General features: G+C 45.1%; 20 protein-coding genes. 15 read left to right on the top strand and 5 right to left on the bottom strand.

The features are described 5' to 3' along the window. Positions 1 to 53: 53 nt before the first annotated feature. Entirely contained in the window at positions 54 to 1,337 is a 1,284-nt protein-coding gene (gene hemL / locus HQM11_10500; protein MBF0351452.1) for a glutamate-1-semialdehyde 2,1-aminomutase, read from the top strand. A 206-nt stretch (positions 1,338 to 1,543) separates the two neighbouring features. Further along, positions 1,544 to 2,254 carry a hypothetical protein gene (locus HQM11_10495; protein ID MBF0351451.1) on the top strand — a complete coding sequence of 237 codons (711 nt, stop codon included), beginning with the start codon at positions 1,544 to 1,546 and terminating at the stop codon, positions 2,252 to 2,254. Between the two features lie 179 nt (positions 2,255 to 2,433). Here HQM11_10495 and HQM11_10490 read toward each other — a convergent pair whose 3' ends face one another. Further along, a complete protein-coding gene (locus HQM11_10490; GenBank protein MBF0351450.1) occupies positions 2,434 to 3,411 on the bottom strand; it encodes a hypothetical protein in 978 nt (325 codons plus the stop codon). Positions 3,412 to 3,571: 160 nt separating this feature from the next. Between HQM11_10490 and gcvPB the strand changes: the two genes are divergently transcribed. The 4 genes from gcvPB to HQM11_10470 are packed head-to-tail and all read left to right on the top strand — an operon-like array spanning position 3,572 to position 6,881. Then, positions 3,572 to 5,068, top strand: a complete 1,497-nt coding sequence (gcvPB, locus tag HQM11_10485; GenBank protein MBF0351449.1) for an aminomethyl-transferring glycine dehydrogenase subunit GcvPB — start codon at positions 3,572 to 3,574, stop codon at positions 5,066 to 5,068. Positions 5,069 to 5,085: 17 nt separating this feature from the next. Further along, entirely contained in the window at positions 5,086 to 5,580 is a 495-nt protein-coding gene (locus tag HQM11_10480; GenBank protein ID MBF0351448.1) for a VOC family protein, read from the top strand. A 19-nt stretch (positions 5,581 to 5,599) separates the two neighbouring features. Then, complete coding sequence (gene galE, locus HQM11_10475) at positions 5,600 to 6,586, top strand: UDP-glucose 4-epimerase GalE (protein MBF0351447.1); 987 nt, start codon at positions 5,600 to 5,602, stop codon at positions 6,584 to 6,586. Positions 6,587 to 6,644: 58 nt separating this feature from the next. Then, a complete protein-coding gene (locus tag HQM11_10470; protein ID MBF0351446.1) occupies positions 6,645 to 6,881 on the top strand; it encodes a hypothetical protein in 237 nt (78 codons plus the stop codon). Between the two features lie 77 nt (positions 6,882 to 6,958). Here HQM11_10470 and HQM11_10465 read toward each other — a convergent pair whose 3' ends face one another. Beyond that, positions 6,959 to 7,711: an SDR family oxidoreductase gene (locus HQM11_10465; protein MBF0351445.1), complete on the bottom strand. Its 753-nt coding sequence runs from the start codon at positions 7,709 to 7,711 to the stop codon at positions 6,959 to 6,961. Positions 7,712 to 7,852: 141 nt separating this feature from the next. Here HQM11_10465 and HQM11_10460 point away from each other — a divergent pair, with 141 nt between their 5' ends. Continuing rightward, positions 7,853 to 8,557, top strand: coding sequence for an SDR family oxidoreductase (locus HQM11_10460; protein ID MBF0351444.1), 705 nt, complete (start codon positions 7,853 to 7,855; stop codon positions 8,555 to 8,557). A gap of 35 nt (positions 8,558 to 8,592) precedes the next feature. Here HQM11_10460 and HQM11_10455 read toward each other — a convergent pair whose 3' ends face one another. Further along, positions 8,593 to 10,599 (bottom strand): adenylate/guanylate cyclase domain-containing protein, encoded by a 2,007-nt coding sequence (locus HQM11_10455; protein ID MBF0351443.1) that lies wholly within the window; start codon positions 10,597 to 10,599, stop codon positions 8,593 to 8,595. 67 nt (positions 10,600 to 10,666) lie between these two features. Beyond that, positions 10,667 to 12,253, bottom strand: coding sequence for a hypothetical protein (locus HQM11_10450; GenBank protein ID MBF0351442.1), 1,587 nt, complete (start codon positions 12,251 to 12,253; stop codon positions 10,667 to 10,669). 540 nt (positions 12,254 to 12,793) lie between these two features. Here HQM11_10450 and HQM11_10445 point away from each other — a divergent pair. The 8 genes from HQM11_10445 (at position 12,794) to HQM11_10410 (ending at position 21,900) form a co-directional block, all read left to right on the top strand. After that, positions 12,794 to 15,331, top strand: coding sequence for a response regulator (locus HQM11_10445; GenBank protein MBF0351441.1), 2,538 nt, complete (start codon positions 12,794 to 12,796; stop codon positions 15,329 to 15,331). A gap of 174 nt (positions 15,332 to 15,505) precedes the next feature. Then, positions 15,506 to 15,763, top strand: a complete 258-nt coding sequence (locus tag HQM11_10440; protein ID MBF0351440.1) for a hypothetical protein — start codon at positions 15,506 to 15,508, stop codon at positions 15,761 to 15,763. Positions 15,764 to 15,907: 144 nt separating this feature from the next. Next, complete coding sequence (locus tag HQM11_10435) at positions 15,908 to 16,771, top strand: mechanosensitive ion channel family protein (GenBank protein ID MBF0351439.1); 864 nt, start codon at positions 15,908 to 15,910, stop codon at positions 16,769 to 16,771. Between the two features lie 12 nt (positions 16,772 to 16,783). Then, on the top strand, positions 16,784 to 17,425 hold the full coding sequence (gene can, locus HQM11_10430; protein MBF0351438.1) for a carbonate dehydratase: 642 nt from the start codon (positions 16,784 to 16,786) through the stop codon (positions 17,423 to 17,425). A gap of 379 nt (positions 17,426 to 17,804) precedes the next feature. Beyond that, positions 17,805 to 18,737 (top strand): ATP-binding cassette domain-containing protein, encoded by a 933-nt coding sequence (locus HQM11_10425; protein MBF0351437.1) that lies wholly within the window; start codon positions 17,805 to 17,807, stop codon positions 18,735 to 18,737. Positions 18,738 to 18,751: 14 nt separating this feature from the next. After that, on the top strand, positions 18,752 to 19,486 hold the full coding sequence (locus tag HQM11_10420; protein ID MBF0351436.1) for an ABC transporter permease subunit: 735 nt from the start codon (positions 18,752 to 18,754) through the stop codon (positions 19,484 to 19,486). Positions 19,487 to 19,498: 12 nt separating this feature from the next. Beyond that, positions 19,499 to 21,391 (top strand): Gldg family protein, encoded by a 1,893-nt coding sequence (locus HQM11_10415; GenBank protein ID MBF0351435.1) that lies wholly within the window; start codon positions 19,499 to 19,501, stop codon positions 21,389 to 21,391. Positions 21,392 to 21,621: 230 nt separating this feature from the next. Further along, positions 21,622 to 21,900 (top strand): integration host factor subunit alpha, encoded by a 279-nt coding sequence (locus HQM11_10410; protein MBF0351434.1) that lies wholly within the window; start codon positions 21,622 to 21,624, stop codon positions 21,898 to 21,900. 7 nt (positions 21,901 to 21,907) lie between these two features. On the opposite strand, the gene HQM11_10405 is transcribed toward HQM11_10410, so the two are convergent. Further along, positions 21,908 to 23,569 (bottom strand): hypothetical protein, encoded by a 1,662-nt coding sequence (locus tag HQM11_10405; protein MBF0351433.1) that lies wholly within the window; start codon positions 23,567 to 23,569, stop codon positions 21,908 to 21,910. Positions 23,570 to 23,582 lie beyond the last annotated feature (13 nt).

Genomic DNA, 23,582 nt, shown 5'->3' with positions numbered 1-23,582 from the left:
TTCCTTGCCTGCTAAGGTTCAGGCTTCTTTTCTGATTTTTTCATGAGACAGCTATGCAAAACACAAGATCCTCTGAAATGTTTCGACGAGCCCAACTTCGTATTCCCGGCGGCGTTAACAGTCCGGTACGCGCTTTTAAATCAGTTGATATGAACCCCCTGTTTATCAGTCATGGCAAGGGTTCAAAAATTTATGATGTGGATGGCAATGAATATATTGATTACGTGGGTTCATGGGGACCGTTGATTCTTGGACATGCCAATGAAATTGTTCAGCAGGCCATTATCGCGGCGGTTCAACGTGGGACCTCTTTCGGCGCGCCGACTGAAGCCGAGAGCATCCTGACTGAGATGGTGAATGACGCGGTGCCAAGTGTTGAAATGCTGCGTCTGGTGAACTCCGGCAGTGAAGCCGCCTTGGGCGCGATCCGTGCCGCACGAGGTTACACAGGGCGGGACAAGGTGATCAAATTTGAAGGCTGTTTTCACGGAAGCGTGGATTATCTGCTGGTAAAGGCGGGATCCGGCGCAACGACTCTGGGGATCCCTAATTCCGCGGGAGTCCCCGCATCGTTCACCGAACACACCCTGCTGGCAGAATTCAATGATCTGGAATCAGTTTCGAGGTTGGTCGATGAACATGCCGGAGAGATCGCCGCGGTGATTCTGGAATTGATTCCCGGAAATATGGGAATGATCCGACCTGAACATGATTTTTTGACAGGCTTGAGACAGATTTGTGACAGAGAAGGTATTTTGCTGATTGCGGATGAAGTCATGACAGGCTTCCGTGTGGATTACAGCGGAGCGCAGGCACTGCTGGGAATTCAACCTGACCTTTCCATGTTTGGTAAGGTGATTGGTGGTGGTTTACCCGTCGGTGCCTATGGTGGACGACAGGACATCATGCTCAAGGTCGCACCAGCAGGCCCCGTTTATCAGGCGGGCACTCTTTCAGGAAATCCCGTGGCGGTAGCCGCCGGAATTGCGACCTTGACAGAACTCAGGAACTCAGACGCGTTCCGTGATTTGAGTGAAAACACAAACTGGTTGGTTCAGGCGCTTATTTCTGTATTCACCAAGGCCGGTATTCCGGTTCAGACGCATAACGCAGGTGGAATGATGGGATTGTTTTTTTCAGAAACGCCTGTGAGAAATTATACGGATGCGTTAGGCTGCAATGTGGAACGCTTCAAAAAGTTTTTCAAACTCATGCTGGCTCAAGGAATTTATCTGCCACCCTCTGCCTTTGAAGCCATGTTTGTCTCAACAGCTCACACGACGGAGGATCTGGAAAAAACAGTGGCGGCTGTCCGGAATGTTGTTTCTCAAATATAAGTGGTGTGTCGCACATAGGGTGCTCCACCAATTCATTTTTAAAACTATAAACCACAGGATATCCCATGCATCTTACTTCTTCAGGCCCTGGAAAGTTGCCCTTTATAAAATTATTCACATTCGTCTCAATGGCTGTTCTGTTATTCCTGTCAGTTGCGTGTGAACAACAAGAAAGTACGACAAAAAACGCTGGCACCAATGAGACTATGGCTCAAAAGGTTTCTTCGGGCATGAATAAACAAATGGTTGTTATTTCAACCCAAAATGCTGGACAGTACACTTATATTGAAGGTGAGGAAAATGGAGTCAGTATCTGGCTTGCATCCAATCAACTGGAAGTGAGTCCCGGGGATACTATCCAGTATCGTGCGGGACAAGCCATGATCAATTTTCACAGCAAAACATTAGACAAAACCTTTGATCAAATCATTTTCACCGATGCTGTTCAAGTCCTGGGCAAGAAAGGGAATGTGAACTCCGCCTTCTCAGACGGTCAAAACTCAACCATTGCGGATTTATATACCTCTCAATCCGCCTCCAACCCACACATGACAACGCCTGATAAAACCATGTCAATGACAGCCCAACCTGTTACCGCTGAAATTTCAGTACAGAAAATGGAGGGGGGCTATAGCGTTGAAGAACTTTATGCAAAAAGGAATGAGTTGAATGGACAAGCTGTTGCGGTTCGGGGAACAGTCGTTAAATTTCTTTCAGGAATCATGGGTAAAAACTGGATACATCTACAGGATGGTTCCGGATCCGCAGGAACCAACGATCTTACGATCACCACACAAGAAGAGGCCAAGGTCGGTGATACTGTTATTTGTAAAGGAAAACTGACTGCGGATAAGGACCTGGGGCAGGGATATGTCTACACTGTTATCCTCGAAGATGCCTCACTGACCTCGGAATAATATTTTTCCTGCGGTAAATTTTCTGGTGACGGCAACCGGTTCAAATCGTTGTCCGGTATCATTCCGTGAACACCTCCGATGTGTTCGAAGCAGAGCTTCTGAGGGATAACGTGCCCTACGTCCCGTGGGCACGAGCAAACTTTTACAACTTATTCTTTTGCCGTTCCGTAGGAATATTTTCAGAGACCCGAGGCCCTTGCGTTTATGAAAAAAAATGGTTCTGACGTCTCGCCCAACGCTGTGATGATCCGACCGCCAAAGGTGCCGGATCCATTTTCCACATCACTGCTTTCCACATAATATTTGGGTGCGTCCGTTGAATCTTCTTCAGCATAGATCATCCTGCCCGTCCAGTTATTGATCGTAAAACTGATAGTGCCCTGAGTATAATACAATCCTTCTGAGGAGGTCTTCAAATTATTCTTTTCCAGAATGATCACATCGACACTGTTTTCCACCAGTTTCTGATTGCTGGATTCTATTTCATGCATTTCCCGTGTTGAACATCCTGTGATGATAAAATCACTGCCCAGACTGCAATGGCTGTCAGCATCGAGTGTTGAAGATTCCATGGTCAGAATGCGATGAGTGACATCCACACTTTTCCCAAGCACAGTCTGGGTTGTCTGATAGGTCAGAAACGTTTTAATGATGAAATCGGTTTTGACCACCCCTGAAATCCCGGTACGTTCGCTCAGTGTTTTTCCTTCAAGATCCGGGATGGCTTTGTCCTGACTGTCCCGGTAGCGTAAGTAATAATACACACTGGATTCCGCGCTAACCAATGCGGAATCTTGATCTTCGAGAAGCAGGCATCCACTGACGTCTACATTGGGACTCACCAGAATATAAAACCCATCATTGCTTTTTTTAAAGATTTCATCGCCGGAAAGCTGATTGTCTGTGCAGGATTCCGTAGTGGTCGGCGGGTTGTTATAGAACCCTTTGGTTTGATTGATCCGGGCCTTGATTTCATCTGGTTTGATCTGGGTCGTACTGACCTTGAAATCGCGTGTTGAGATATTTTTTGCATAATTGGTCTGGGATGTTTCCGCAAATTGCACATCATCTTTTTCCTGACACCCCATCAGAAACAGGCAACATAATCCATAAATCAATGCTTTGAGATATCCGGATGGAATAGGGGCTAAGGACATAGGCGGTCTTCAATAAAAAAAGTGGAAAAAATTGCTGGTTTGGCCTTAAAAAGCAAAATTTGAACCATCCTTCGACAAGCAAAGATTGGCTTGCGTCTTAAGATACCTATGGCAAGACTGGCACGCACTTTTCCTAACAATCTTTTCAGGATTCATAATTATGAAAACGCCCGTTGGATATTTCCATGAAACTCCGCTGTCTTTTGATTATCAGGCGACTGATGGTGATGGTGTAAAATTGAGAGAACTTGATGTTCCGGATGTGAATCTGGCTTCCATTATGCCCGGAGTTGCCTTACGTCAAGACAATCTTGACGGCATTCCCCAATTGTCCGAGTTTGAGACAGTGCGGCATTTCACACGACTTTCCAAAAAAAATCTCTCGATTGATGCCGCCATGTATCCGTTGGGATCATGCACCATGAAATATAATCCCAGAATCAATGAAGTGATTGCCCGTTATCCCGGGTTCAACCGGACTCATCCTGAGATGCCCGACAAACTGGTGCAAGGCAATCTTGAGATGTTGTATCTGCTGGAAAAATATCTGCTGGAAATCACGGGATTTCACTCTGTCACCCTGCAATCGGTGGCTGGTGCTCAAGGCGAACTGGTCGGTATCATGCTGATCCGTGCTCATTTGGAAGCTCAGGGCAACCCGCGGAAATATATTTTAATTCCTGACAGCGCTCATGGAACCAACCCCAGCAGTGCCGCTCTTGCAGGCTATGAAACCCGACAGATCAAAAGTTTGCCCAACGGTCTGGTCGATCTGGAAGCACTTGAACAAGCCATGGATGAAGAGGTTGCCGGTTTGATGCTTACCAACCCCAATACGCTGGGGGTTTTTGAACGAGACATCCTGAAAGTCGCTGAAATTGTTCATAAGAAAGGCGGTTTTGTTTATTGCGATGGTGCCAATATGAACGCTCAGGTCGGGATTGCCCGCCCTGGTGATTATGGCATGGACGTTCTGCATCTGAATCTGCATAAAACTTTTGCCACGCCTCATGGCGGGGGCGGTCCCGGAGCAGGTCCCTGTTTCTGCACCAGCACACTGGCACCTTATTTGCCCGTACCCCGTGTTGGTTTACATGCCAATGGTGGCTATTTTCTGGATTGGGATTGTCCTCAATCCATTGGCAAAGTTTCCACATTTTATGGGAATTTCGGAATCCTTCTACGAGCGTTGACCTATATAGTGGCACTTGGTAGCGATGGGTTGAAACAAATGTCAGAAGTAGCGGTACTGAATGCCAATTATCTCAAGCATCAGTTGAAAGACATCCTGTCACTCGCATCCCATGAAGCCTCCTTGCATGAAGTCGTGTTCAGTGACAAGGGACTCGATAAACATGGCGGCATCGCCATGCTGGATCTGGCCAAACGATTGATTGACTATGGATTTCATCCGCCAACCGTATATTTCCCGTTGATCGTCAAAGGTGCCCTGATGATTGAACCCACTGAATCGGAACCCAAAGATGAACTGGATCGGTTCGTGGATGCCATCAAACAGATTCTGCAGGAAGCCGATGAAAACCCGGAACTCGTGAAAACAGCACCGCATCTGACACCAAGACGGCGTCTGGACGAAAGTCTTGCCGCACGTAAACCGGTTTTGCGCTGGACGCCTTCCAGTCAAAAACCAGAATAAAATAATCATTCATCCGCATGGAGAAACACATGACAGCCAATTTTAACACCAATGAGATGGAACGTGTTCCAGGCTTTTTGTTTGTGGATCATATCGCTATCGCTGTTCTCAAGGGAGAACTGGACGCGCAGGTTGAAGCATATCAACTGATGGGATTCCAGGAAATGCATCGGGAAGAAATTCTCGGCAAAGATCAGGTTCGTGAATCGTTGCTTCGCATTGGCAACAGCCCTAATCTGATTCAATTACTGGAACCTCTGAGTGATCAATCTCCCGTTCAGAAAATGATTGAACGTGGTGGCGGAAAAGGTGGCCTGGCGCATGTCGGCTTTCGTGTAAAAGATATCCATGCGGCATTCAATCATTTGAAAAAAGAAGGTTTCAACATCATTGATGCGGCACCTCGTCCGGGTTCAAGAGGCACCACGGTGTTTTTTATTCATCCCAAATCACGGGATCAAAATCCGTTTGGTGTATTGTTTGAGGTCGTTGAAGACCCACAGGATAAATAATCCAGTTTGAGGAATGGCAATGAGTGCTACACAGTGCAGGGTTTTGGTGGTCGGTGGCGCAGGTTACATTGGGAGTCATGTGGTCAAGGCTCTTCTGCGTGCCGGTTTTCAGGTGACAGTTTTTGACAATCTGAGTTCCGGATTGCGACAGAATTTACAACCTGGAGCCTCTTTCATTCATGGGGATCTGCTGATACCGCCGCAAATCAGGGAAGCTTGCCGGAACATTGACGCAGTCATTCATCTTGCGGCTTTGAAAGCGGCAGGTGAGTCCATGGTCATTCCTGATAAATATGCGGTGCATAACATTTCAGGCACCATCAACCTGCTCAATGAAGTGGTGGCCGCGGGCATCAATAAATTTATTTTTTCATCCACCGCCGCGGTTTATGGCGATCCGCAATATGTCCCGATTGATGAAAAACATCCCACTCAACCTGCCAATTTTTATGGTTTTACCAAGCTTGAAATTGAACGCATTCTTGACTGGTATGGTCGCCTCAAAAATCTGAATCATGTTTGTTTACGGTATTTCAACGCCGCAGGCTATGATGTCGAGGGTGAAATCAATGGACTCGAACAATCGCCCGCCAATTTGCTGCCGATTGTGATGGAAGCCATCGTGGGCAAACGTGAAAAAGTGATGGTCTTCGGGGATGATTATGAAACACGGGACGGCAGTTGTATCAGGGATTATATCCATGTGACAGATCTTGCCAGTGGCCATGTTCGCGCTCTGGAATATTTGCTGAAAGGGCAACCGAGTCTGATTGTCAATCTGGGAACGTCTCAGGGATTGACCGTTTTTGAAATGCTGAAGGCGGCCAGGGAAATGTCCGGCATTGATTTCACGGTAGAGCAGGCACCCCGACGTCCCGGTGACCCTCCGGTTGTTTTGGCCACCAGTCAGAAAGCCCTTGAGGTGTTAGGCTGGAGTCCTGTGCACAGTGATGTAAAAACACTGATTCAAACTATGCTTAAAGCCTATGGATTTTCCAAACGCTGACCCACATTCCTCAAATGAATATGCAAAAAATCATTGTTTTCGAGATCAAGGGGGATGAATGAACGACGAAAATACAGCACCTGTTCAATGTCGCAACTGTGAGGAAATGTCCGCGTTTCCAACAGAAGAAGGTTATACCTGTGAAAATTGCGGGTATTTCATGAGCTGGGGTTTCTTCAAAATGTGGAAACTCAAATGCGGATGCGAACAATGTCAGCAGGATCTCCAACAGGACTTCTGGAAAAAAATTCCACCCTTTGATCTGGAACAGGATTATCAGGATTTTCAGATTTAAAATCGTTCAATAATTCAAGACTCATCCCTCTGGTATATTCTTTTCGATATCCCGGATTTCACCCATTCCAGGTACAGTTATCGGCCAAATCTTGCCCATACTTTATCTGGAATCGCACGCATCAATTTTGAAACCGCACTCCAGGGCATGACAGGAATTGTCGAATTATAAACCCGTTTTTCGATCAGATCGGCTATCTGCCGGGCGCCTTTTTCAACGGATATCATGAATGGCACTGGCGTATCCAGTTTTTCTACGAGTGGAGTGTGGATGAATCCGGGATGGAGCACGGTCACGTCAATGTGATGTTTTCGCAGATGGTTGCGGATGCCTTCCATGTAGGTGGATAAAGCTGCTTTTGACGCTGAATATGCCGCGTTACCGGGCAATCCCCTGAAGGCGGCGACAGATGAAATGCCAACAATCTGTCCGGATTTCTGACGTTTGAGAATTTCCACAGAGGCTTCAATGGTCGCAATGGCTCCAGTCAGGTTGGTTTGAAATGTTTTTTGAATTTTTTCATATTTGCCTGTTCCCGGATTACAAGGCAGAGAAACTCCAGCATTGATGATGATGACATCCAGTGTTCTGAATCGTTCCGCAAATTGCGACATCACGGCAAACACAGCCCGTTCATCCATTACATCCAATTCCAGGATTTCCACCTTGACCGAGGAATACTGCTGCTCCACCTGTTGTTTGATTTCTTCCAGCAGGTTCAATCTTCTGGCTGTCAATCCCAGATGATAACCGCGTTTGGCATATTCAAAGGCCAACGCTTTGCCGATTCCGGAACTCGCGCCTGTGATCACAACCGTTTTAGTCTCCATATTTTTTCCTTTCATTATTCGATTTCATCGAGTGGTTATTCAAAATTGTAAATCTGTATCTCAGGATTGCCATATTTTTCAAATTATTTTAATTCTGGTTTTCTCAATTTTTTAAGATGAACCTTCAATTCAGGAAACAACATGAAACAAAAACTGGCAGTGGTGACAGGTGGTAATAGAGGGATCGGCCTGGAAACATGCCGACAACTATCCCTTCAGGGAATTCAGGTGATTTTGACCAGTCGGGATTCCCAAAAAGGCCAAAAAGAAGCGGACAAACTGAACGTGGATTATCATCCGCTGGATATCACAATTCCAGCCAGTGCACAGGCCTTGAAGCACTATATTCAGAACAAATATAAAACTCTGGATATTCTGGTGAATAATGCCGGAGCGATTTTTGATCATTCAAAGGATTCATCAACCGGCATTCCGTTTCTTTCTGCTGACCCCCAAACGATCAGGCAAAGTTTTGAAAACAACACCCTGGGCGCGTTTCATGTGTCTCAGGCGCTGGTGCCATTGATGCTGGAACAGGGTTATGGTCGAATTGTGAATGTGTCTACCGGAATGGCTTCTCTCGAAGATATGAATGGTGGATGGTATGGCTATCGGATGTCAAAAACAGCACTCAATGCCTTGACCCGGATCATGCATGATGAGCTTCAGGGAAAAGGCATCAAAGTCAACGCCGTCTGTCCGGGATGGGTTAAAACCGATATGGGTGGTTCCAACGCGACTCGAACCGTGGACAAAGGCGCTGAAACCATTGTATGGCTTGCAACACTTCCTGAGTCTGGGCCCTCAGGTGGGTTTTTCAGAGATAAAAAACCGATTGCATGGTGAGTTTCCGTAAAACTGGTTTTCTGGTAAAAACGCTCTCAATGCCGGAATACCCGCCCTTGCACAGTTCCATCCCAATCTGTAGGCAGTTCCATGGACTGGAATCGCTCCAGGCGCTCAAGATAAAGCTTGGTTGGATGATCCTGCGGGTAAATTTCCGCGCATTTCTGAAAACAGGTAAAGGCGGCTTCCCAGTCCTGATCGCGGAAATGCCGGATGCCATCGGTGAAAATATCGACCATCTGTTCTTTCAACTCCCTGATCTCTAACGGATCACCGTCAAAAATTTCATAAATCTGAATGGGAACACCCATTTCCTCAATCCAGATTTTATCCAGTTCCCGATATTTGAACGGACTGTTTTCACCAAGGTGTTGAATGGTTTCAAACGAGGCGACAATCCGGCATTGATACTGGCGGGCAATATGGCACAACCTTGCGGAAATGCGCACTGAATTCCCCATCGTAGCCAGGTCCATCCGGAATTCACTGCCCAGTGTTCCAAAATAAACGGTTCCCGTGTGAATTCCGATCCCGACTACAAAATTGGGATCATTGAGATCAGGAAATCTTTCGGCCAGTTTGTCTGAAAGCGCCTTGAAAGTGGTTTGTGCCATGATAGCCGCGTGCAGTGCGTGGAACACTTCACGCTGTTTGTCGCGATGCGCGAAAATCGCCTTGAACCGTCCCTGGCTGAATTTGTCGCCAAAACCTTCGTAACTTTCAATACAGGCCGCGATTTCCTGGGTGTAATTCTGCATGAACTGAAACAGATCCTTATCGGACAACAATCGCTGGAATCGTGGAAAATCATACATTTCAGAAGACAGCAGTGTGAAATTTTCAAATTCCATTTTGCCGACTTCCACCTGCTCCATGCTTCCCCGTGTCATTTTATCAAGCAGTTCACGGGGAACAAATTTTCCAAACACATTCAGCGCAACTGTCATTTTGTCACGTTCACGCAACAGATTGGCCCGCATCATGTTGAACGAATCCTGAAGAATCGTGAGTTCGTTTTTAACAGGAGATTTGATGTCGATTTCTTCCATGTGCAGATTTTCAAAATTAATATCTGACACTGAATTGGTGAGATTCATCAGCGGACGGGTCATGCCCAAGGCCACTACAAGTCCGAGAATGATACAAATCACAATCGCGGCAATGGCCACAAACAGCAGAACGGTCAAAATTTCACGGGTTGTTTTTTCAATCAGTTCTCGAGACATCCAGACTACCAGATGTCCGCGTGGTACAAACCGCAGGTCATTGATCGGAGTGAAAAATACCATGTAGGATTGATCAAACTGGGAGACTTTTTCCAGATAACCATTGTTTTGCAGATCAATCGCCTGAGTGACTTCTTCAGGCAAGGATTCCATTCTCAAGCCCTCTGGTGTGACAAAGGTGGTAACAATTTCAGGACTTTTGGTGTTGGTGATGGTCAACTGATATTCAGATTCTCCCCGGATGAAATCCAGCCAGTCATTCACCATGGGAAAACTGATGATCAAAACCCCCAGAACATTCATATTCACCGGGTCCACAACCGGCATGTAGACTTTCATGAGCAGTCCACCGACAACCGCTCTGAGTTCGGCACTGATCTGATAATCTTTGGCTTTTTCGAGCGTTGTGTCATCGGATGCTGTGAGGAAAGGCTCCACATCCTGATCTTTCTTATTGAGCCAACGGTTTTTTGCCAAACGTTCGCGGTCTTTGTTAAAAATTTCCATCAAGGCGTAAATTTCTGTTTTGGATTGCATCTCCAGCCATTGTTCCAGGCCTGTCGCGTTGTTTTCACGGAGCATCTCCATCATGTCATTGTTGCGTGACAGAAGGACTGACATGCGTTCCGCTTTTTCCAGAAACTCCTTGATGCGGGTCTGGGTGATATTTTCCAGGACTCGCTGTCCGGTTTGATACAGGCTGTCATCAACCTGAGCTGTCATACGGGCGATACTGACCCAGGTCACAGTGACCACTGCCAGCAATACAAGGACAATACACAGGGTGATGATCTGAAAACGAATACTAAGTTTCATACAGGGAACTCCTGAAAAAATTCGGATATTGAAAAGGTCTCGGGCCGAGAACATTCGCTTGTCGCGACTATTTGACCAGCCACATTTTTTCTAAAATCAGTCTTCCTGTCACAGACACCATGACGTTTTCGACACTTCGATGGTATAAAAATGAGTGTTTGGGAACCATCAGCGGAATCCAGGGAGGATCATCCTCCAGGATCTCCTGAATGCGGAAATAAAGTTTTTTCCGCTGTTCCGGTTCGGTCAATACCAGTGCCTTGTCCATCAATTTGTCAACTTCCTCATTGTTGTAATAGGCCAGGTTGGACAGATTGCCGTCATAGGCGTTTTTGGAATGCAGGAGCGGAGTGAAATAACTGTCAGGATCGCCATGATCCACAGACCATCCCACCCAGACAATGTCATATTCCGCTTTTTTGAGTTCCTGAACATATTCCTTGAAGGGAATCCTCTGGAGTTTGATGTGAATTCCAGCTTTTTCGCAGGCTGCAATAAAGTATTCCTGCAAAAAGGTCCATGCTTCTTCCCTCAGAACAGGCGCCAGCAGGGTCAGTTCAATTCTCTCGGAATATCCGGCCTGTGACAGCATGGTTTTAACCTTGTCCAGATCCTGTTGATAATGTTTGGGTTCTCTGAAACTCCAACTGTTGGGTGGCACAATGGTATCTGAAGGCAAAGCGCTGTCCTGCCACAACCAGCGGATCATGGCGTCTTTCCTGACGACATATTGCAAGGCCCGGCGAACCTGTTTGTTTTTCAGAATTTCTTTTTTGGTATTGAACATGAAAAAATTGACCTGATTCGCAGGCACCTGTTTGGTCAAAATGTCAGAATCCCCCTTGACCCACAGCAACTCATTGACAGTCACGCCTCGTGCCAGATGCAGATTGCCCTGACGGAAATTGAGCAACATCGCTTTGAGGTAGTTTGCGGGTTGAACCACCACCCTGTCTACAAACGGACGACCCTCCCAATATTTGTCAAAGGCTTCCAGCACAAAGGCTTTTTCAGACCATTCCCCCACTTTGAAGGGGCCTGCGCCAACCGGATGTTTTCCAAAATTCTCAGGATCCAGCTTGACCGCTTTAGGTGAAACAATCGCGGCCGGGGGCATGGTCAGGATGTGAAGAAACGGGCTGTAGGGACGTTTGAGCTTGAATTCAATGGAATACTTGCCTGTCTGCTGAATCGACTCCACTTCTTCATAGAGGTAGTCGTAAATAAAATCCTTGCTGAAATAAGGATGCTTCGAATCTCGCTGACGCTGGAAACTGAACAGTACAGCCTCACCATCAACGGGTGAACCATCATGGAATACAACATCTTTCCGCAGAAAGAAGGTCCAGCGTAACTGATCCTTGGACACTTCCCATGTTTGGGCCAGTGCTGGTTCAATAAAATTGGTTTCGCCCTGATAACGCACCAGGCCTTCAAACACATTGCTCGCCAATTTGTAGGTGGTATCCGATTCAATACGTGGCGGATCCATGTTCTCCACTTCATCGAGAGTTCGGAAAATAAGGCTTCCACCATAGCGATAATCAGCCTGACTGGTGGGTGATGTGCTGGTTTTGAGTGCCCCATCCTGTGCCTGAACACTGGTCAGGAAAGACAGTAAAAAAGCCAACCCGATAAAAAACAATCGTCGCATAGGAGTATCCATTTCATGAATGAGGTGAACGTTGTGACAAACTATTTAGGTTTCCTTACATTCCTGTCAAATAGAATCAAGGCTTGTTTTTTCTTTTCTCAAGAGTTGTAAGTTTTCAGTAATCAGCCTTCAGCTTTTAGTAAGTCATTGAAATTGAAAGTTTTATTAATATAAAACTTTCAAAGAAAATTTTATGCTTATATAAAAATAATAATAATTTCAATCGGTTCAAAAAAACTGAGAACTGAAAGCTGAGAACTTACCACTGTCGATATCCTTTTCATGAAATATTCACAGGATCTACCAACTCTTTTGAAAACTGCCAATATATCAGGAATTGAAAAAACCTTGGCAAATCGGTTGTTTGAATGCTATGAAATGCATGTCAACTGAAACAATTTTTCTATGAAATTTAGGCACCTTTCAAATCCTGGTTGACAGTTTGTCAACATAAAAATCAAAGGTGCCGAAATCAAAGTATAAAAACAGCCCATTGTTGTTCAGTCTTTAATTTTCAAGTCATTGTATTCCGGAAAATTTATGGGTAAATTTCTGATTGTTGATCACACCGTCCCGGTCGTAAAGTCATTGATGACATTGCTTGCCGAGTTTGGTTTTGAGTCAATTTCCGTGACACAATCGCATGCGGTCTTTTCTGTTCTGGAGCAGGAATCAATTGAGCTTGTTCTGCTGGAGGCCGACATGCCTGTGATCAGTGGTCTGCGGTTGCTGCGTCAACTCCGTCAGACAGAGAGATTTCAGGAGCTTCCCATTATCATGGTCGCAACCGCCGCAAATTATTCCATGCTGCATGATTGCCTGGAATATGGTGCCAATGATTATCTGATCAAGCCGTTCCATACTAAAGTGCTACTCTCCAGAATCAGAATGGTTCTGAAACATTCCAGTCAAACCCACAAACTTCTTCAGCAGGTTCAACATCGTGACCAATTGCTGACCCAGGAACGTCAAAAACGTTTCAGGGTCACAGAGGCCTTGGGGCAATACCGGAAATTTTCGAACCTGTGGACGATTCTTCCTGACCCCCTGCAACAGACTTTTTCCAAAATTCTGGATATTCTGGGTGATGACAAGGTCTCTCTTGACAAACATCAGACAGAGCTTCTGACACAGTTGAGCAGTCAATATGCTGACAATCTGTCAACACTTTTAAATGTAAACACCCTGGAAGACGCGGTGCTGATTTTCAAACATCGTTCCAGATTAGCTCTTTTGGAAAAGATTTCCTTGTTTCAGGGCATCAAATCTTCAGAATTAATGTCGCTGGTATATTGTCTGGAAGAAATCGAGGCCGAAGCGGACCGGGTTCTGTTGACACAGGGACAACCGGCGGACAGTGTGTATTTTGTTGAGGAAGGCTGTCTGGAAATTCTGGTGAATGATGAGCGCGTCGCACAGCGGAATATTGGTGAATCAGTTGGCGAGATGTCCTGTTTACGTGGGGAAATGAATGCCTCGGCCACTGTTAAAACATTGCTTCCCAGTAAAATTCTACGGATTGAACGGGATGCCTTCATGGAAATTGTGAACAGTCTGCCCAAACTCTGGCAGAACGTGTTCCGCGACACCACCACCCGTTTCAGCCAACTCAGTCAACGAATCAGTGAACTGTTCCAGCATACACCACAGGGATTAATGAAAGTGGATCCTCAAGGGAATGTGAGCAATGAATATTCAACCCAGTGCACCGAACTTCTGGGGGTGCGTCAATTGACAGGAAAACCCGTTGAAACCCTTATTTTCCCAAAGGATGAAGTCCAGCAGGAAGGATGGCGCCAGGCCTTTCCCATTCTGTTTGAAGATTCAATGATGGACTTCGACATGCTGATCCAGCTTCTTCCAACAGAGACCCGCTTTGTGCTGGACAATGGCGCAAGCAGGGAGTGTCGCCTGAGCTACTACCCTTGCTGGAGTTCCATGAAAAAACTGGTCGCGGTCGATATTGGCCTTGAAGACATCACGGAAGAACGGCGTCTTGCAAGGGAGCAGGAAGCGTTGAAACTTGAGAAAAATATTATCCAGAAAATTTATGATGATCCGGATTCCTATCTGAATCTGATTCAACTGGCTGAGGAAACCTTGAACGAGTTGGATGAGTTTGAACAACACATGGATCATCCGCAACAGTTCAACCTTGTAGAAATGACCCGCCATCTGCACACCCTCAAGGGCATAAGTGGGATCTTTCTGCTCAATACCATGAAATCAGTGGTTCACACGCTGGAAGATCATTTGAAGATTGATAAAACACAACAAACCATCCCGGTTTACCTGAGAACCAAAATTAAGCAGGGTATTGCTGAATTGAATCAACAGGTTCAGTATGCCCAGGCCATCCTGGAAAATATGGAATCCGAAGTCCGTCGTCGTCTGCTGGGAATCGTCATTGACCGGGATGTATTTGAAAATTTGAAAGACAATGTTTTTCATGAGCGCTGGCCTGAAGTGACCCGCTATTTTCGTCAGATGGATCAGGTTCCTGTCAGAAAACTTGTTCAGCATTGGGATCAGGAACTCGGCAAGCTCAATGAAAAACTGGATAAAATGATCAGGCTGAGGATCGAAGGAGATCAATTTCCCATCAGCCAGCAACTGGCGCTGGCACTCGAAGGCCCGTTGGGACATTTGCTCAGGAACTGTGCGGACCATGGAATCGAATTGCCGGAAGAACGTCTGAGTCTGGGCAAGGAAGAATGGGGCATCATCACCTTCCGCGCCTGGCAGAAAGAACAGAATATCGTTCTGGAAATTCAGGATGATGGCCGAGGGATTCCTGAGAAAAAAGTGATCGAAAAAGCAAAAAAACATCCGCAACTGGATCAGCAACTGGTCCATCAATACATTGAAGAAAACGCGGTCTGGAAACTCTTGTTCATTCCAGGCTTCAGCACTGCTGAACAAGTCACGGAGGTCTCAGGACGCGGCGTTGGCATGGATGCGGTCAAGACGATGGTGGACGAGGTTGGCGGCACGATAAGTATTAAATCTGCTCAAGGGAAAGGCTCTACTTTCATTCTGACAATTCCTGTTCATGAAGAATATTCCACTCGTCCTTAACCCACGATTTTCTGAGATATTAAAAAAAAATAAAAAAACCCTTGGCGAAATCTTATTAAAGTTGCTAGAGAGAAATTAGCACCACATGTTCAGCCTCAGGAAATTGTGTAAATTGACTGAATTAAGCCATTGTGGTTCATGTTTCATTAATAATTATTCACAGAGGAGAAGAGTATGATTAAAGTTGAAGAGTTACAGAAAGTTGTTCAGGATGCAATCAATAAAGGCGCCACCACCGTAGAAGAAGTTCATAAAAAGATTTCCAGTCTTCCGTTTGAAATGCTGGAAAAAATCGGACCAATTGCCGCTCAGGTCAAAGGTGCCAAGGAAAAGCACGATCAAACCATTGGCAGTGTTTATGACACCATCCGCCAAATCAATGAAAAAGCTGGAGAATTGGCTGCGGATCTTCTGAAAAAAGTATCAAAATAAGCATCCTGTCATTGTATTTTGACACAACATCTGACTTCGGGCGCTCTGCCCGAAGTTTTAATTTGAAAATTCCCGGTGTTCCTCCTATTTTCCTTCCCCGTTCTTCATTAATTCATAGAACATTATTCATTCCTTAACGGTAGTATGTGGTTCGAAAATTATTGGAATGAATTGAATCTGTTTGCAAAAATTGGCGAACAAAATCTTCCGGAAAAGATCGTTGGCACGATCGTTTTGTTTTTTCTCTTCTGGTCGGTGGATAAAATTGCTGAAAAAATCCTTTCCCTGGCAATCAAGGATTCCAAAGGCGCATTTATCCGGAAGAAATTATTTTTCTATCTGATTACTTTTTTCCTGATCATTTTGCTGGGAAAGCTTTGGCTGGGAGGATTACAGCCCATTTCAACCTTTTTGGGAATCACCGCGGCCGCATTGGTTATTTCTCAGAAAGAAACACTGACCAATTTTATGGGCTGGATTTTTATACAGTGGCGGCATCTGTTTTCAATCGGTGACAGAATTGAAATCGTCAACAACAAAGGCGATGTGGTGGATATCGGGATTTTTTATTTCACCCTCATGGAAGTTGGTGGCTGGATACAGGCTGAGCAAAGTTCCGGCAGACTGATCAAAATCCCAAATAGCACGGTTCTGAATCAGCCCATTGCCAATTATATGATGGGATTTCCCTATATCTGGCATGAGATTCCTGTTTACCTGGATTTTTCATGCAACTGGCAGAAAGCAGAAATTCTGCTCAGAGGCATTCTTGATAAATGTTGCGAGCCAGCCACACCTGCCAGACCTGATGAAAATTACTTTATTATATTTCGACACTTGACACCAACCGTGTACACTCATGTGAGTTTCATTCCACCCAAGGGTTTGGTTTTGACTTTGAGATATCTTTGTAACCCCCGAACTCGTCGTGATACTGAATCCAGAATCTGGAAAGAAATTCTGGAAACTTTCAAGGATCACGAAGATGTCCGATTGGCCATTTTGTAACTGGAGATCCCTGTGAAGCAACTTGCCTCATTATTTAAATTAAATCGTCAATGGGCTGCCGATAAATCAAAGGAAGATCCTGATTATTTTGTCCGGCTGGCAAAAGAACAACGACCTTCCTATTTGTGGATCGGTTGTTCAGACAGTCGTGTGCCGGCTAACGAAATCACAGGAGTTGACGCCGGTGAAATGTTTGTGCATCGGAATATTGCCAATATGGTGGTGCATACGGATATGAATTGTTTGTGCGTGATTCAATACGCTGTGGAAGTTCTGAAAATTCCACACATCATCATTTGCGGACATTATGGTTGTGGCGGGATCCGGTCTGCAATGGAAAAAAAATCAATGGGTCTTCTGGACAACTGGTTGCGGAATATTAAAGATATTTATTATCTCAATCGAGAACAGATTGATTCCATTCCTGAAGAAGACAAACGGATCGACCTTATGTGTGAAATGAATGTTCACTATCAGGTGTTCAATTTATGCCATACCAATTTTGTCCAACAGGCCTGGCAACGAGAACAACCGCTTTCTGTGCATGGCTGGATTTATCGAATGGAAGACGGAATTTTACAAGATATGGAACTCTGCATTTCAGGCAAACACCAGATTGAAGACATTTATCACATGGATCTTCATCATTCCTGATTTTGGGGTTGGTCATATTTTCGGCCACTTTAGACAAAATATATAGTATTCCAGAAAAATAATTTGGTCGGAGGGAGGGCATCTGCCCTCCAAATGCGGGCGGGACGCCTACGCTCCCAGGAAATAATTATCTGGAACACTATAGATTATGAATAAAAAAACTTGTATTCCAATTTTTTATATTGTATCAGCTTCCCCAATATAAACAGTCACTTGCTCAACCCATCCACATCAATGTTTTTCTATGATTGTAGAAATTCATTCTGAAACTCATATAGCAAAGATCCGTGTATAAAAACCCTTTCATTCTCATGCTTCACAGTTTTTTATGCCAAAAACTATGGGCAGACAACACTCTGTCTTCTCTGAGGGGATTGTTATGATTCGAGTCGATAAACTCACCAAGGATTTTGGAACTGCCCGGGTGGTAGATCAAATCAGCTTTGAAGTTAAAAAAGGTGAAGTGCTTGGTTTTCTGGGCCCCAATGGCGCAGGCAAATCTACCACTATGAAAATGCTGACTTGTTTTCTGCCGCCAACCAGTGGAACCGCGGATGTCTGTGGCTTCAACATCCAGAAACATCCCATTGAGGTAAGAAAAAATATTGGATATTTGCCTGAAAGCGCTCCGTCCTATCAGGAAATGCTGGTGGAGGAATTTCTGCTGTTTGCGGGAGAAATCCGTGGACTGACAGGAAAAATGCTCAAGAACAGTGTTGAAAAAGTTCTTGAATTGGCAGCCCTCAAAGATGTTCGGTATCAAATGATTGAAACGCTTTCCAAGGGTTATCGTCAACGCACCTGTCTGGCTCAATCCCTGATCCATGAACCACCCGTCCTGATTCTGGATGAGCCCACAGACGGACTAGACCCCAATCAGAAACACGAAGTAAGAACACTCATCAAACATTTGAGTGAACAACGGGCTGTTCTGGTATCGACCCATATTCTCGAAGAAGTGGAAACCATCTGTACCAGAGCGTTGATCATTGCCAAAGGCAAGCTTGTGGCGGATGGAACACCCGAACAATTGATGGCCAGATCCAGGTTTCATAATGCTGTCAGTCTGACCATAGAAACCTCCGCACCTGATCAGGTCTCAGGTGCCTTGAAGCAATTAGCCCAGGTTGACTCGGTTCAAATCACCCGGGTAGAAAACAATCATCTTTCTGTTCAACTGTTTCCCAAAGCTGGGCAGACCCTGCATCAACAGGTGGATGAATTTCTCCGTGAAAAAAACATGAACGTCCTGGAACTTTTTGTGGAAAAAGGCCATCTGGATGAAGTGTTCCGTCAAGTAACAACAGTCTGACTCAAAGAGGTATTATGAATGGTTGGTTACCTATCTTCAAACGGGAATTGTTCAGCTATTTTCGATCTCCCGTGGCCTATGTTTTTATTGTTATTTTTCTGATGGCCAGTGCTGGATGCACCTTTCTGCTGGGGAATTTCTATAAAATGAACCAGGCGACACTGGAAATCTTTTTCCTGTTTCATCCCTGGCTGTATCTGTTCCTGATTCCTGCTGTGGGCATGCGACTCTGGGCGGAAGAACGCCGAACCGGTACGGTTGAATTACTGTTAACCATGCCTGTAAATCTGTTTACCGTTGTGTTCTCAAAATTTCTGGCAGCATGGGCTTTCATCACAATCGCACTGGTTCTGACGTTCCCCATGATTCTGACCGTACAATTTCTGGGAGAACCTGACAATGGTCCGATCATTGCGGGGTATTTAGGCAGTGCCTTGATGGCCGGTGCCTATCTCGCCATCTCAAGCTGCACCTCCGCACTGACCAAAAATCAGGTCATCAGTTTTATCCTCAGTGTCATCATCTGCCTGGTTCTGGTTCTGTTAGGCTGGGGAGTTATGGCGGATGTTCTGAATGCGGTTTTTCCGGTATGGATTTCTGATTTGATCAGCCAGTTCAGTTTTACCACCCATTTCAACGCGATTCGCAGAGGTGTGGTTGATTTGAGAGATATTGTTTATTTTGGAAGCATCATCGGTTTCATGCTGATGATGAATGTCGTGATTCTGGACTCATATAAATCACTTTAGGAGAAAAGCTTTATGAATCGGCATCAATTATCCTATTCAGGAGTCATGATTCTGTTGTTACTGATCAGCCTGATTGCAATCAATGTTATTTTTTATTTCATTCCCCTCCGTTGGGATGTCACCGAAGAAAAAGTTTTTACGATCGCTCCCGGAACCCGGAAAATTGTTGAAGGGCTGGAAGATAAAGTGACCATCAAATTTTATTTTTCAAAAAGCAATGAGGAAATCCCGCCTCAGTTCAAAACCTATGCACAACGGGTGGAAGAACTTTTGGGCGAATACAAAAACATTTCCGGAAACATGCTGGAAATTGAATCCTATGATCCCAAACCAGACAGTGAAGAAGAGGAATGGGCACAGAAATATGGCGTCAATCCTGTCAATCTTCCCAGCGGCAGTCCGGTTTATTTCGGAATGGTTGGCCTTTCGGTAGACAGGGAAGTCAACATCCCCTTCTTTGATCCGCGTCGTGAAGAATTTCTGGAATATGATATCTCGCAGGCCCTGTATAAACTCAGCACCCCGCATTTAACCAAAATCGGAATCCTGTCCTCCATGGATCTGATGGGCAATACCCCGGCATTCATGAGAGGTCAGTCGGAGTCATCCCGGTGGGTCGTTGTCAGTGAACTTGAAAAAAACTTTGAAGTGAAACATATTCCTGTCACCACTGAAGAAATTGCGGATGACATTAAAATTCTGCTCGTGATTCATCCCAAATCCTTCAGTGAAAGACTGCAATATGCCATTGACCAGTATGTGCTGAGAGGCGGTCGAGTGATTGTCATGGTTGATCCTTTTTCACGAGAAGATGCCCGCAACGCGCCACCCAATGGACAATTCGGGCAGATGCCGGCCAACAACAGTGAACTCCCCAAATTATTCCAAACCTGGGGCATTGAAATGGAATCCGGTAAACTCATTGGGGATTTCACATACGCGACCCCGGTCAATTCCGGCAATGGCGCAGTCATTCGTTTTCCGCTCTGGATGACCATGAATCCTGAAGCATTGGATAACACACATCCTGTCACCAGCCAGTTGGAAAATATGTTTTTTGTGGAAAGCGGCGCACTCAAAAAAATCAAGGATGCCGATGTCGAATGGACGCCATTGATTCAAACCACAACTGACAGTGGCCTGGTCGATGCCTTCATGATGCGCTTCTCCGGACCGGAACAGATTCTTAAAACCCTAAAACCTGACCAGACACAAAAAGCGGTGGCAGGTCTGATTCGAGGCACCTTTGAAACAGCGTTTCCCGCAGGCCAACCCGCTAGGGAAGCACAGGAAGGCGATGCCGAAACCCCGGCTCCAGCGTTGACACATCCACACCTGAATAAAGCCAAAGAAGCCAATACCATTCTGATCGTGAGTGATGTGGATTTTATCAGTGATGCCTTTTCTGTTCAAAAAATGGGATTCCTCGGACAAGTCATCATTCAGCCCACCAATGACAATCTTAACTTTGCCATGAACGCGGTGGAGTTTCTGTCAGGAAATGAAGCCCTGATGAGCATCAGATCCAGAGGACGATTTACCAGACCGTTCACTACTTTGATTGAAATACAGCAACAAGCCATGTTCCGCTATCAGGAAGAAGAAGCCATGCTTCAGCAAAAACTGGATGAGGTTCGGCAAAAACTTCAGTCTCTGCAGGACCAGGCAGGGAAGCAACGAAAATTATTGCTGACGCCTGAACTCCAGAAAGAAATTGAGCAATTCAGGGAAGAAGAATTAAAAACAAAAAAACGACTGCGGGAAGTCCGTAAGATTCTTAGACAGGATATTGAAAGCCTTGGAAATTGGTTGATGGTCCTGAATATGCTGGCGATTCCTACTTTGGTAGCTTTAATTGGAATCGGATTTTTCATCAAACGTATGAGAAAACGCCAAAAAATATAGCTTTTCCTCCAATTTTTGAGGAATTTCATAAAATTTTGAGTGCATCAAGAAAAACTTCTTGATTATGCCGAAGGCAACTCAGTATAAAAGACCAAAGATTTTCGAATGTTGGAGGACTTGAGGAAGCAAGTTCATGTTTTTCCGGGGTGATTATTTAAAGGTCTTCAAGTTGTTACCAATGAGTCATCCCCATTAAAAAACAACTGTGATCCATGTAAACAGAGGCAAGTATGGTTAAAGTAGATATTATCCGTGAAATTCAGCGTCAGGAAGGTATTTCATTTGGAGATGCGGAAAAAATCGTCAATGATATTCTGGAAATGGTTAAAGAAACGCTGGAATCCGGGGAGAATGTGCTGATCAGTGGTTTTGGGAAATTTGAATTGCGTGACAAAACTCCCAGACCGGGACGCGATCCAAAAACCAAAAAATCTTATGAAATTAATGAACGCCGCGTTGTAACGTTTTATCCGTCCAAAGTGTGGCGTTCAGAAATCAATGGTGAGTGAGATTAAATCAATCTTCTGATTTGGTCAGATCTTTCAAAGTATCAAATACGCCTTTAAATGCTTTTTGTGAGGATCGAAACAGTTTTTCAGCCATTTTGCCTGGGGCCGGCAGGATCAAAGGTGCTTTGAACGGACCTTTGATTGTCACAATCCAGGATGGCATGTCCTGAAAAAATGAGGCGTCAAAGACCATGTCCAGTTTGCCGCCTTCCTTGATAGATCCGGATAAGCTCAGATTCTGTTGCAGGTGTCCCAGCAGTTTAAGCTGACCAATATGGTATTCATGTCCGGATTTCTGAATTTGGACAATCAGATGATGAAATCCTCCCAGACTCACAAATTGCTTGCGAAATTCCCTGAATTCTTTCCATGGGGCTACCCGCTGAAACCATTCTGTAGCCTTGAAAAATTCGCCATCATCAATCCGTAAATCAATCACCGCATCCGCGATATTTTTTCCGGGATTCTGGACACTTTCAACCTTTCCTGTCGCAAGGCCTTTCAATCCCAGTGAACGTTCAAACATCTGTGACACTGGATTTTGGATAATTCCCATAGTTTCAGAAGCAGTGACTTTACGTTCCCGTGACTGATCAAACATTTCTGAAAAAGGCGCCACCTCCACCTTGTTCAGATAAAATCCGTACTTAAGCTCTCCATTCCACAGGTTCACATAGCTCAAACGCAGTTTGCCTTCTTTCATACGGATTTCCGGGATCTGGATATTGAGCTGTTCACCATCCAGAATGAACGTTCCATCAAAAATATGATAATCAAACAATCTTGGCGTTTCAGGTGTCACTCTGAAATGCCCATCCATGTGAATCATCTTGAACAGTTGTGACATGGAGGGTGATTCCGCGTTGAGTTGCAGATTCATGTGCACCGCCTCGCCAAAGCCTTCAAACTCTACGGTCTTTTTCAATAACAAACTCAGGAGCGGTTGGTTGAATTCGAGCACACCATCCAGGGAATAACCGGAATGATAATCAAGTTTCAGCGTGGTTTTAAGGCCTTGAGGGTCATTGCTTTCTGTTCTGAGTACCCCTGCGTGATTTTCTTTTTTGGCTGTTTTGAGAATGAAACTGGGAAACCTGACAACATCCAGCACCAGGGATTTGGCTTCCAGGGATCCTTCCCAGGAAAGCTGGTTAAAATTGGGAATTTGGAAATAGTTTTTGGGAATCTGTGATTTGAGATCCAGGGCAAAAGGTGCTTCAAATTCAAGCACAGAGCCTGATTTGAATACTTTTCGGGGTGAGAGCAACGCACTTTCAAACAGGAAATGAAGTTCTACATGATCCTGTTCCTTTGAAGCGGATTTCCCCCAGTCCAGCGCAATATTCATTGTTACAGGCTGTTTCTGCCAATAGCCTTCCACATTGACGGTTGCGGTATCCTTGTGCAAATAAAAACTGCCTTCGCCATTGGTGATTAAAAAATGATCCATTTGCAGGCGGGTGAATTGGAATTTACCAGATATTCGAACGAGCGATTCCAGTTTTGGAAAAAACAGAACATCTGAAATTTCGACGGGAAGTTTATTCTTCCGGCAGATCCGGAGCATACCGAACCGCATCTTTTTCAAACCAAAGAGGAATCCTTCAATTTCAAGGGAAAGCCCCAGTTTTTCAAACAGTTTTTTATTCAAACTATCCAGCAGACTCACAATTTCTCCAGAA

The organism is SAR324 cluster bacterium (assembly GCA_015232315.1).
Classification (GTDB): domain Bacteria; phylum SAR324; class SAR324; order SAR324; family NAC60-12; genus JADFZZ01.
The sequence above is the reverse complement of the archived record's forward strand: the minus strand, read 5'-3'. Positions and strand labels throughout refer to the sequence as shown.